The sequence below is a fragment of the Jatrophihabitans sp. genome (assembly GCF_036000465.1).
Lineage (GTDB): Bacteria > Actinomycetota > Actinomycetes > Mycobacteriales > Jatrophihabitantaceae > Jatrophihabitans.
The window spans coordinates 1-10,421 of record NZ_DASYFV010000055.1 but is presented as its reverse complement, the minus strand read 5'-3'; the positions used below and the strand labels follow the sequence as shown (position 1 = coordinate 10,421).

Annotated in this window: 10 protein-coding genes; 5 read left to right on the top strand and 5 right to left on the bottom strand. The window is 70.5% G+C overall.

Annotation, left to right across the window (positions count from 1 at the left end; translation table 11 throughout):
• From VGN18_RS17000 to VGN18_RS16990, 3 genes are all read left to right on the top strand, one after another.
• A partial coding sequence (locus VGN18_RS17000; protein WP_327540904.1) for a phage holin family protein occupies positions 1–320 on the top strand: 320 nt, incomplete at its 5' end.
• Complete coding sequence (locus tag VGN18_RS16995) at positions 317–574, top strand: DUF3618 domain-containing protein (RefSeq protein WP_327540903.1); 258 nt, start codon at positions 317–319, stop codon at positions 572–574. The genes VGN18_RS17000 and VGN18_RS16995, both read left to right, overlap by 4 nt.
• A complete protein-coding gene (locus tag VGN18_RS16990) occupies positions 571–855 on the top strand; it encodes a DUF4235 domain-containing protein (protein ID WP_327540902.1) in 285 nt (94 codons plus the stop codon). Before VGN18_RS16995 ends, VGN18_RS16990 begins: the two co-directional genes overlap by 4 nt.
• A gap of 24 nt (positions 856–879) precedes the next feature.
• Here VGN18_RS16990 and VGN18_RS16985 read toward each other — a convergent pair whose 3' ends face one another.
• On the bottom strand, positions 880–1,857 hold the full coding sequence (locus tag VGN18_RS16985) for a hypothetical protein (protein ID WP_327540901.1): 978 nt from the start codon (positions 1,855–1,857) through the stop codon (positions 880–882).
• Positions 1,854–2,366 carry a SigE family RNA polymerase sigma factor gene (locus VGN18_RS16980; RefSeq protein ID WP_327540900.1) on the bottom strand — a complete coding sequence of 171 codons (513 nt, stop codon included), beginning with the start codon at positions 2,364–2,366 and terminating at the stop codon, positions 1,854–1,856. The genes VGN18_RS16985 and VGN18_RS16980 overlap by 4 nt, the downstream gene beginning before the upstream one ends.
• A gap of 262 nt (positions 2,367–2,628) precedes the next feature.
• Here VGN18_RS16980 and VGN18_RS16975 point away from each other — a divergent pair, with 262 nt between their 5' ends.
• Both VGN18_RS16975 and VGN18_RS16970 read left to right on the top strand, forming a co-directional pair.
• Positions 2,629–4,410 carry a GspE/PulE family protein gene (locus VGN18_RS16975; RefSeq protein ID WP_327540899.1) on the top strand — a complete coding sequence of 594 codons (1,782 nt, stop codon included), beginning with the start codon at positions 2,629–2,631 and terminating at the stop codon, positions 4,408–4,410.
• 142 nt (positions 4,411–4,552) lie between these two features.
• Positions 4,553–6,361 carry a phosphoenolpyruvate carboxykinase (GTP) gene (locus tag VGN18_RS16970; protein WP_327540898.1) on the top strand — a complete coding sequence of 603 codons (1,809 nt, stop codon included), beginning with the start codon at positions 4,553–4,555 and terminating at the stop codon, positions 6,359–6,361.
• A gap of 6 nt (positions 6,362–6,367) precedes the next feature.
• Here VGN18_RS16970 and VGN18_RS16965 read toward each other — a convergent pair whose 3' ends face one another.
• The 3 genes from VGN18_RS16965 to VGN18_RS16955 form a co-directional block, all read right to left on the bottom strand.
• Entirely contained in the window at positions 6,368–8,095 is a 1,728-nt protein-coding gene (locus VGN18_RS16965; RefSeq protein WP_327540897.1) for an RICIN domain-containing protein, read from the bottom strand.
• The gene (locus VGN18_RS16960; protein ID WP_327540896.1) at positions 8,092–8,751 is read right to left on the bottom strand and encodes a hypothetical protein; all 660 of its coding nucleotides are present in this window, start codon (positions 8,749–8,751) and stop codon (positions 8,092–8,094) included. Before VGN18_RS16960 ends, VGN18_RS16965 begins: the two co-directional genes overlap by 4 nt.
• Positions 8,748–10,421 (bottom strand): putative Ig domain-containing protein (locus tag VGN18_RS16955; protein ID WP_327540895.1); only part of this gene is annotated, 1,674 nt, incomplete at its 5' end. The genes VGN18_RS16960 and VGN18_RS16955, both read right to left, overlap by 4 nt.

Genomic DNA, 10,421 nt, shown 5'->3' with positions numbered 1-10,421 from the left:
ACGAGCTGCGGCTCGCCCAGTTGGAGATGGCCGAGAAGGGCAAGCGGGCCGGGATCGGTGCCGGCCTGTTCGGCGGCGCCGGGTTGATGGCCGCCTACGGGGTCGGCTGCCTGATCGCCGCGGCCATTTTGGGTCTGGCGCTCGTCGTCTCGGCCTGGCTGGCCGCGATCCTGATCGGCGCGGGGCTGCTGCTGATCGCCGCGGTCGCCGGGCTCATCGGCAAGAAGCAGGTCAGCCGGGCGACGCCGCCGGTGCCGGCCGAAGCGGTCGAGGGGATCAAGCAGGACGTCCACACACTCAAGCCAGGGAGTTCGTCATGACCCACGCCGCCGAGCCGACCCCGCCGGCCGACGCCGACGCCGACGCGGTGCGGGCCGACATCGAAGCGACCCGCGCCGAGCTGGCGCAGACGGTCGACGCGCTGCAGGACAAGTTGAACGTGAAGGCCCGCGCGTCGGCCAAGGCTTCCGAGACGGCGCAGAAGGTCGCGCCGTACCAGAAGCCCGTCCTGGCCGGGGCGCTGCTCGCCGTCGTGACGCTGATCGTGCTGCGGAAGCGGCGGAGCCGGTCGTGACCGTCCTCTACAAGCCGTTCGGTCTGCTCGTGAGCGTCCTCGGCGGGGTGCTCGCCGGAGCTGTCTTCAAGCGCATCTGGCAGGCGATCGCCGGCGAGCGCGACACCCCGGACGCGAAGGACCGCCGGCGGGGGTGGGGCGAGATCCTGCTGGCGGCTTCGCTGCAAGGTGCGGTGTTCGGTGCCGTCAAGGCCGGGGTCGACCGGGCCGGCGCGACCGGATTCGCCCGCGCGACCGGGAGCTGGCCGGGCGACGACCGCGGTGGGGAGAAGGCTTCCTGAGGGCGGGTCGTCGCAGCCGTCGCGTCACGGTGTGCGGCCGACGGCCGCGACGATGGTCGCCTTCTCGACGATCTCGGCCGGGCCGTCCGGCACACCGCTCTGACCCACCCCGACGAAGCCGACGAATTCGTGCGTGGTCGCGTCGAAGGCGAGACCGTAGGAACCGTTGGTCATGCTCGTACACGTGACGCCGGTGAGTTTCTCGCCGGCGACCGGCGCGACCGTGATCAGGTGCAGGCCGGCGCAGCTCGCGGTGTAGCGCAGCAGGGCGGCGGCGGCCCTGGGCGCGGTGAGATCCTGGTGCAGCACCTGGACGATGATCTTGCCCTGCGCGTTCGCCGCCCTGGCGCCGGGCGCCATGCGCTCGAGGTAGGCGTCCCAGGCCGAGGGCGTGGTCGGCGCGTCGGCGAGGTAGTGCGGGACATCGTTCAGCGTGCAGGAGCCCGCTTCACCGGTCGACACGATCTGGCCGTCCTGGCAGCCGGAGACCCAGATCTTCGCGCCTTCGGCGGTCCGGCCGCCGCCCGCCAGCCGCCCGCTGACCGACGTCCAGGTCGTCGATTCGGTGGTCCTGACGTAGAAGAACGCCGACGACGCGGGCCGGCTCCAGGCCGGTGCCGCATCGAGCTTCGCGGCGGCGTCGTCGAGGATCGTGGCGGCGGTCGGCGACGGGGCGACGGAGCGGACGGCGGCGCTGAACGACGGTGCGACCTGCGCGACGGTGGGCCGGGCGGCGGGCTGGGAATCGTGCCGCTGGGTCGTGCCGGTCGACCCGCTGTCGCTCATCACGGCGGCGGTGACCGCCGCACCCGCGACCACCGCCGCGGCGGCGAGTGGCGGGATCCATCGCGGCACACGACGGTGGGTCGAGGCGCCGGGGCCGCGGCCCCGGTCCGCGGTCGCGGAACCGGTCAGGGCGGCGACGGGCGGAGTGCCGTGTTCGTCCGCGCGGCGTTCCAGCTCGTCGAGCGCGTCGCGTAGATCGTTCTCGGTGCGGGTCATGACGTCCTGCCTTCGGCGTAGGTGGTGGTGATGCGCAGGGCGGCGAGCCCGCGCGAGATGGCGCTGCGGACGGTGCCGATCCGGCAGCCCAGCACGGCCGCGATGTCGTCGTCGCCGAGGTCCTCGTAGTAGCGCAGCACGATCGCCGCGCGTTGCCGGGCCGGCAGCCGGGAGAGCTCGTCCAGCAACGCGGACCGTTCGGCCTGCACGTCACCGGGATCGGGTGCGGCCCGGCCGAGCCGGCTCGCCCGCAGGTCGGCGAGCTGCGTGACCTCCGCGTGCGGAACCGTGCGGGCCCGGCGCCGCTGCCAGCTGACGAACTCGTTGACCAGCATGCGCCGCACGTAGGCGTGCGAATCGCTCGCCGCCGAGACCTGGTGCCAGCGCTCGAACGCGCGACCGAGCACGTCGGTGAGCAGCTCCTCGGCGAGCACCGTGTCGCCGGACAGCACGACGGCGAAACGGTACAGCCGCTGGCGCGACTCGGTGACGTACTGCTCGAACTGCACGCCGGCGGACCTCTCGATGGACGCGGCTACCGAACCCGGTGCGGACATATCGTCCCCTTCTGTCGGACGCCCTTAGACGCGCGACCCGCGGTATCGGTTGCATCGCGCGCGCTCCGGCGTCCGCCGAACGTCCCGACCCCGCCGGCGGGCTCCGGATTAGTTCAAGTCGGTCGAGGATCGGCCGAATCTGTCCCCAGGTCGACTTGGGAGACCGATCCGGGCCCCTACGCGTCCGGACAGTCCGTTCTGGTCAGGGGAACAGATGAGGAAGCATCGCACCGCGCGTTCGGCATCGGTCGAGAGCCGGCTCGCCGGCGACACGAAGGTCGACGTCGTCGAGGACGCGACGCCGCGGCCGACCGGACCGCGCCTCGGCGAGTTGATGGTGGCCGCGCAGTACGTGACCCAGGAGGACGTCGACGCGGCCCTGGCCAAGGCGAGCGAGGAAGGCACCTCGCGCCCGCTCGGTGGCATCCTGATCGAGCAGGGCCTGCTCTCGGAGGTCAACCTCGCCCGCGCGCTCGCCGATCAGCACAAGCTGCCGATGGTCGACCTGCGCTCGGTCACGCCCGACCCGCAGGCGGTCAACCTCATCGACGAGGTCACCGCCCGCACACTCGTGATCCTGCCGCTGGCCATCGACGGCGACACCGTCCGTATCGCGGTCGCCGACCCGTCGCCCGGCATGCTGTCGCGCGTCCGCAACGTCGTCGGCCGCCGGGTCGTCGCCGAGGTCGCGCCGTCGCACGACATCCTGCTCTCGATCTCCGGCAGCTACCGCAAGCTGACCGGCCTCGACACCAAGCTCCAGGAGTTCGAGGCCCGCGACTCGCAGCGGCGCGACCAGGTGCGCGTCGAGGCCGTGTCGGTCAACGAGGACGCACCGGTGGTCCAGGTCGTGCAGAAGGTCATCTCGCAGGGCCTGCGGGACCGCGCCTCGGACATCCACATCGAACCGTTCGAGGACCGCGTCCGGGTGCGCTTCCGGGTCGACGGTGCGCTGCACGACGTGCTCGATCTGCCCGGCTCGATCGGGCCCGCGGTCGTCAGCCGCGTCAAGATCCTCGGCGGCATGAACATCGTCGAGCGGCGCCGCCCGCAGGACGGCCAGATCAGCACGACGATCGACGACCGCGATGTCGACATCCGGGTCGCCACGACGGCCGTGGTCGGTGGCGAGAAGGTCGTGATGCGGCTGCTGGACAAGAGCCGGCCGCTCTACGAGCTCTCCCAGCTGGGCATGCCCGCCGAGGCCGGCGCGCGGTTCTCCGAACTGCTGCGCTCGCCCTTCGGCATGGTCATCTGCGCCGGCCCGACCGGCAGCGGCAAGACCACCACGCTCTACGGCGCGCTGAGCGAGATCAACACGCCCGAGCGCAACATCATGACCATCGAGGACCCGGTCGAGTACACGTTCCCGTCGATCAACCAGATCCAGATCAACGAGCAGGCCGGCATCACCTTCTCCGGTGGCCTGCGCAGCATCCTGCGTCTCGACCCCGACGTCATCCTGGTCGGTGAGGTGCGCGACGTCGACACCGCCCGCATCGCGGTGCAGGCCGCGCTCACCGGACACTTCGTGCTGTCGTCGCTGCACGCCACTGACGCCGTCTCGGCCCTGCACCGCCTGCTCGACATGGGCATCGAGGGCTTCCTGATCGCGTCGTCGATCACCGCGATCGTCGCCCAGCGCCTCGTCCGTCGCATCTGCACCTACTGCACCGAGCCGTACGAGCCGTCGGTCCAGGAGCTGCGCTTCCTCGAGACCTTCGACGGCACCACCCCGCCCGGTGGGTACGTCCGCGGGGCCGGCTGCAACTTCTGCATGCAGACCGGCTACCTCGAGCGCATCGGCGTCTACGAGCTGATGACCGTCACCGACACGCTCCGCGAGGCGATCCTCGCGCATGCGTCCATCGACGAGCTCCGCACGATCGCGGCGAAGGAAGGCCTGCGAACCCTCACCGAGGAGGCCCTGCAGCTCGTGCAGGCCGGCACCACGACGCTCAGCGAGGTCATGCGCTCGATCTACGTCTCCCGCTGATCCCGCCCACTGACCGGTGGCGGACGAATGAGGTATGACCGACCCCACACGCGGGCCGTGCACCCTGTGCCATAGGACCCTGGCCGTCCCGGGATCGCGCTGTTGGTATGGAGCGACCTGCAGATCGCGCTGAGGAGCGAACATGGTCGAACTGGCACCGGCCCCCACGACGAACGTCGAACTGATCGACTGGGTACACGAGGTCGCCGCGCTCACCCGGCCCGATCGCATCGAGTGGTGTGACGGTTCGGCAGCCGAGTGGGTTCGGCTCACGTCCGAGCTCGTCGAGCGGGGGACCCTGCGTCCGGTCGATCCGGACCGGCGACCGAACAGCTTCCTCGCCTGCTCCGACCCGAACGACGTTGCGCGGCTGGAGGACCGGACGTTCATCTGTTCCGAGACCGAGGCCGACGCCGGGCCGACGAACAACTGGCTGCCGCCGGACGAGATGCGGGCGATCCTGGGCGGGCTGTTCGAGGGATGCATGATCGGCCGGACGATGTACGTCGTCCCGTTCTGCATGGGGCCGATCGACGGTGACATCTCGCAGGTCGGCGTCGAGATCACCGACTCGGCCTACGTCGCGGTGTCGATGCGGATCATGACGCGGATGGGCGACGACGCGCTGCGCATGATCGAGCGCCGGGGCACGTTCGTGCGGGCCGTGCACTCGGTCGGCGCACCGCTCACGGCGGGCGAGGTCGACGTCGCGTGGCCGTGTAACCGCACGAAGTACATCTCCCACTTCCCGGAGACCCGCGAGATCTGGTCGTTCGGGTCCGGGTACGGCGGCAACGCGCTGCTCGGCAAGAAGTGTTACGCGCTGCGCATCGCGTCGGTCATGGCCCGCGACGAGGGCTGGCTGGCCGAACACATGCTGATCCTCAAGCTGACCCCGCCGGTCGGCGAGCCGCGCTTCGTCGCGGCCGCGTTCCCGTCGGCGTGCGGCAAGACCAACCTCGCCATGCTGACGCCGACGGTGCCGGGCTGGCAGGTGGAGACGATCGGGGACGACATCGCCTGGATGCGTTTCGGCGCGGACGGCCGCCTCTACGCGATCAATCCCGAGGCCGGTTTCTTCGGCGTCGCGCCCGGGACGGGGGAGACGACGAACATCAACGCGGTGCGGACGTTGTGGGGGAACAGCATCTTCACCAACGTCGCGCGCACGGACGACGGGGACGTGTGGTGGGAGGGCCTGACCGAGACGCCGCCCGCCCATCTCGTGGACTGGCGCGGCGACGACTGGACGCCGGACTCCGGCCGGCCGGCCGCGCACCCCAACTCGCGCTTCACCACCCCCGCGGCGCAGTGCCCGACGATCGCCGCCGAGTGGCAGGACCCGGCGGGGGTTCCGATCTCGGCCATCCTGTTCGGCGGCCGGCGCGCGACCGCGGTGCCGCTCGTCGTCGAGTCGACCTCCTGGCAGCAGGGGGTGTTCCTCGGCGCCTGCGTGGCGTCGGAGACGACGGCGGCCGCGGCCGGCGAGGTGGGTGAGCTGCGCTACGACCCGTTCGCGATGCTGCCCTTCTGCGGCTACAACATGGGCGACTACTTCCAGCACTGGCTGACGCTCGGGGCGCGGGCCGACCGGGCCAAGTTGCCGCGCATCTACTACGTCAACTGGTTCCGCAAGGACGCCGACGGCAGCTGGCTGTGGCCCGGGTTCGGCGAGAACAGCCGGGTGCTGAAGTGGATCGTCGAGCGCCTGGACGGCCGGGCCGACGCGGTGCCGAGCGCGATAGGTGCGCTACCGGCCCCGGGATCGCTCGACGTCGACGGCCTCGATCTCGACGACGATCACCTGCAGCGCCTCCTCGGCGTCGACCACGACGTCTGGGCGCACGAGGCCAACCTGATCAAGACCCACCTCAGTACCTTCGGCACGCACCTGCCCACCGAGTTCTGGTACGAGTACCACGCCCTGCTGGAACGGCTGGCCGCCGGCTGACGACGGTCAGTTCTCGCCGATGTTCTGCACGGATGAGTAGCCCACGTTGTTCGACGCGTTCCACTGCTGCATCGTCGAACCGTCGCACCTCGCGGTGACCAGCTTCTTCCACGGGTCGTACGCCCCCGGCACGCCGGGGGACGGCATTCCACCGCTGGCCGGGTACGGGTCGGCCGATCCGGACAGCTGGTAGTACAAGGCCGCCGACAGGTCGGCGAGCGACATGCACTGGCCGTCGGCGTCCTGGAAGCGGTACTGCTGGGAGTACGGGATCGACGGGTCGCTGGCCGGCGTCGTGCGCGTCCACTGCATCTTGTCGGTCGTCACGCCGGTGTGGGTCGAGCACCGCGTGAGCAGGATCCGGTGGTTCAGCACGTTCGTGTCGGTCGCAGCCGGACGCTGGCTGTACAGGCACCAGGTCACGCCGCTGTAGGTGTAGTAGAGCTGCAGACCACCGATGCCGGAGATCGCCGCGTAGCTCAACTTCTGGTTCGCGCCCACCGAGGCCAGGTTCGGGTTCTGCATGCAGCTGCCGGCGATGAGGTACGGCGCGGCCGTGTCGGCCCTGGGGTCGTGGATGCACTCGCCGAACTGCAGGAAGTTGATGAACTGCTGTGACGCCGGATTGGTGGCGGCGCCCGCGCCCGCGGCGGGGCTGGCGACCCAGGTGTTGACCGGCGTCGGGAAGGTGCCGATGCAGGCGGCAAGGGTGATGGGTCCGGCCGAGTGGACGGTCGTCCCGCCGACGGTCATGCACAGCCCGGACAGCGAGCCGTTTCCGGCGCTGGCCGATGTCGGCGCCTGGAACGCGGCGTAGGTGTCGAAGGCCCACTGCTGTGACCACACTGCGCTGCCGAGCGCGCCGCACTGCTTGAGGACGAGCGCGCTGCCGGAGGCCGGTGCGGTGCCGTAGGAGTTCCGGGTTGCGACGTCGATGCACAACCCCGTGCGGTACGTGGTCCCGCTGACCGTGGTTCCGATCGACGAGACCAGCTGCAGGGTCAGGTCGCTGCGGTAGGCGAAGGTCTGCTGCGCCGTCGGCGGGTAGGCGGTGCTGCACTGCTGCAGCGTGACGGCCGCACCCTCGGCCGGGGTGTCCGAGCCGGCGTCCATGCACCAGTTGACCGTCTCGTTGGAATAGGGGTAGATGCGGATGATGCCACCGCTGATGTTGGAGTTGTCGACCTCGAGCGAGTAGACCGACGACAGCGTGCGTCCCTTGGACGACCCGGGGGAGTTCGTGGTGGTGTCCGTCCCGACCGACACGATGCGGGCGTAGCTGGGCACGACCGATTGCGACGCGACGTCGTACGGTCCGTGGCCGGGCACGCAGCGCATCGCCACGGTCGTCGGGTGGGCCACCGGGTCGGCGACGTAGTACTGCACGGTGACGCTGTAACTCGCCCGGTCGCCGCCGTCGCCGACCGAGGTGACGCCGGTGAGAGCGGCGACCCCGGAACCGTCGGCCAGCGTGGTGCAGGGCAGCGACGACGGCTGGCCCGCGCCGCTCGCATCCACGGCGTTGCGAATGTGCCCGATCATGACGTCCGTGCCCGCCTGCGCCGCGTTCAGATCGCGCACCCGGGTGACATCGAAGTTCGTCGTCGTCCGCATGTCGAGCAGGATCGGCATCATGGCGGCACTCAGGAGCACCCCGAGAAGCGTGGCGAGCATGAGCAGGGGGATCGAGCCGGTGTCGTCCCGGGCGGGCGCCCGCAGCGCTGAGATCTTCATGGCCGTCCTGGTCCGGTACAGATCGTGGTCGGGGCGGTCGGTGTGGTCAGCGAGTACTGGTAGGCCGCGCTGCTGTTGACCGCGGTGAAGGTCATCGACGACGGCGTGGTGGAGGTCGCCGACCCGAGCTTCTGGGTCGACGACAGGGCCACGGCGAGCTGCTCGAACGGCACGTCCGGTGTCGGATTCGTCGCTGACGCCGGGGGGTTCAGCTGGAACGGGCCCGCCGTCGCCGCCGGGTCGGCGACGACGTTCGAGGCGATGATCGTGAACGCGGTCGGCGTCGTGTAGGTGCTGCCGGTGACGGTCCAGGTGCGCTTGCTCAGCTGCTGGGTGGAGTTGTTGAGCTGCAGCTGCGTGCACACCGTCGCGCCCGTGTTGGTCGTCTGGAACTCGGCGTAGTAGTTGCCGGTCGCGGTGGCCGCGGCGTTCGGTTGGCTCATCGCCGAGGCGTAACGGATGGCCTTGTCGAGTTGCAGGAAGGCCGTGTTGACGCTGGCCGTGCTCGACCGCAGCGACGAGACGGCCGAGCTGGCGTTGTTCATCATCAGCACGACCGTCGTGAACATGCTCATGAACACGGTCATCAGGCCCATGCCGACGACGAGTTCCATCAGGGTGGTGCCGTCGTCACGGCCTCGATCGGCGCGCCTCATTGCCCGACCCACGACGTGGAAGAGGTTGCCACCGTGTTCGAGCCCGACTTGAACGTGACCGTCACGGTGTAGGTGCCGACGGTCGGCGGCATCGTCCCGCGCAGGTAGATGACGCCGGTGCCGGCGGCCAGGCTGAGCGAGTTCGTCGGCGTGGTGGTCGCGGCGTCGGGGGCGAGCCAGGCCGGCGCGGACGGCGTCGTGGACGTGGAGACCGTCGCCGTGCAGGCGGCGGCGCAGGAGTAGTTCAGGGCCTGCGGCGCGATCGTCGAGTTCGCGGCGGCCGTCACGGCGGTGGGGCCCATCGTCCAGACGGCCGTCATCGCCGTGCCGGTCACGCCGTTGGTCGAGTCCTTCGGGGTCACCGAGAGGGTCCAGGCCGAGCCGGTGGTGGGCACCGTGCCGACGACGAAGATCTGGCCCGATGCGTTCGTGACGTTGAGTTGGGAGGCCCCTGCGCCGGTCGCCGTCGTCGCGATCCCTATGCCGCTCGGCGCACCGCTCAGGGTGAGTTGGCAGCTCGCGGTCGGGCAGCTGTAGGTGAAGGACACCGGAGTCGCCAGGTTGCCCGGCTTGAAGCCGGGTTCGACGGTGAGCGCCGTCAGCCCGGTGACCGCGGGTTGCACGACAGTCCAGACGACCGTCACGGGGCGGGTGCGCTGCGCCGAGTCCGTCACCGTGAGGAGTGAGGAGAAGGTACCGGCCTGGGTGGGGGTACCGGAGAAGGCGCCCGCCGAGGTCATGGTGAGGCCGGGGGGAAGGGACCCGGCGCCGCTGGCCGGCACCGACCAGGTGTACGGGCCGCCGCTGCCGCCGGTGGCCGTCATCGACGGGGCCGGCGACGTCGCCAAGGCCTTGCCGCGGTTCAGGGTCAGCACCGGCGGCGGTGTCGCCGCGATGTCGGGCAGCACGGTCCAGGCGAACGTCTTGCTCGCGGTGCGCCCGAAGGCGTCCGTCGCGATCACCGTCACCGTGGCCTGACCGGTGGCGACGGTGCTGGTGAGCCCGGTGACGGTGCCGGCGATCGAGCCGTTCTGGCTGGACATCAGCAGGCCGGCGGGCAGGTTGGACGCGGTCCAGGTGATCGGGGCGACGCCCGTGTTCGCCGCGAGCGAGGGTTGCACCGTGGTGATCGTGTCGTTGATCGCGGCCGTCTGGTCGCTGATCGCGTTCACGACGGGGGAGTTGGGCGGGGCCTGGTTGAGCAGGAAGTTCGGGTCCGAGTCGCTGTTGAGCAGCGTGGACGTGACGAACGCGCAGGTGCTGTTGGCACAGTGCGAGTCCGACCAGGTGACCGCGACGACGACGCGGATGAAGTCGGCGACGGCCACGGAGGTCGCGTAGCCCGGCACGCAGGTGCCGACCGCGCGGTGCGTGATCGGCGGGCACGACTGCAGGCAGTCGGTGCCCGAGGCCGTGGCCAGCGGCACCGCACAGGTGCCGATGTAGTCGGTGGTCGTGAACGAGATCTTGCCGACCAGTTGGGTCGACGTCATGGCCAGCGGCGCAGCGGTACCGCTGTCGTCGTACGCGGGGTACATCTGGGCCAGCCAGGGGGTCACCTTGGCCGGTGCGCTCGCGATCTGCGCCAGTACGGCGGCCGAGGCGTGGCCGGCGTAGGTGTCCGACGGCGACAGTGCGCGGATCTGGTCGACCGTGTTGTCGGCCAGCAC

What these genes read in the sequence shown, in the direction of transcription:
- VGN18_RS16975 (WP_327540899.1), top strand. Translation starts at nt 2,629, where the DNA reads ATGAGGAAGCATCGCACCGCGCGTTCGGCATCGGTCGAGAGCCGGCTC.
- VGN18_RS16965 (WP_327540897.1), bottom strand. Translation starts at nt 8,095, where the DNA reads ATGAAGATCTCAGCGCTGCGGGCGCCCGCCCGGGACGACACCGGCTCG.
- VGN18_RS16970 (WP_327540898.1), top strand. Translation starts at nt 4,553, where the DNA reads ATGGTCGAACTGGCACCGGCCCCCACGACGAACGTCGAACTGATCGAC.
- VGN18_RS16960 (WP_327540896.1), bottom strand. Translation starts at nt 8,751, where the DNA reads ATGAGGCGCGCCGATCGAGGCCGTGACGACGGCACCACCCTGATGGAA.
- VGN18_RS16985 (WP_327540901.1), bottom strand. Translation starts at nt 1,857, where the DNA reads ATGACCCGCACCGAGAACGATCTACGCGACGCGCTCGACGAGCTGGAA.
- VGN18_RS16995 (WP_327540903.1), top strand. Translation starts at nt 317, where the DNA reads ATGACCCACGCCGCCGAGCCGACCCCGCCGGCCGACGCCGACGCCGAC.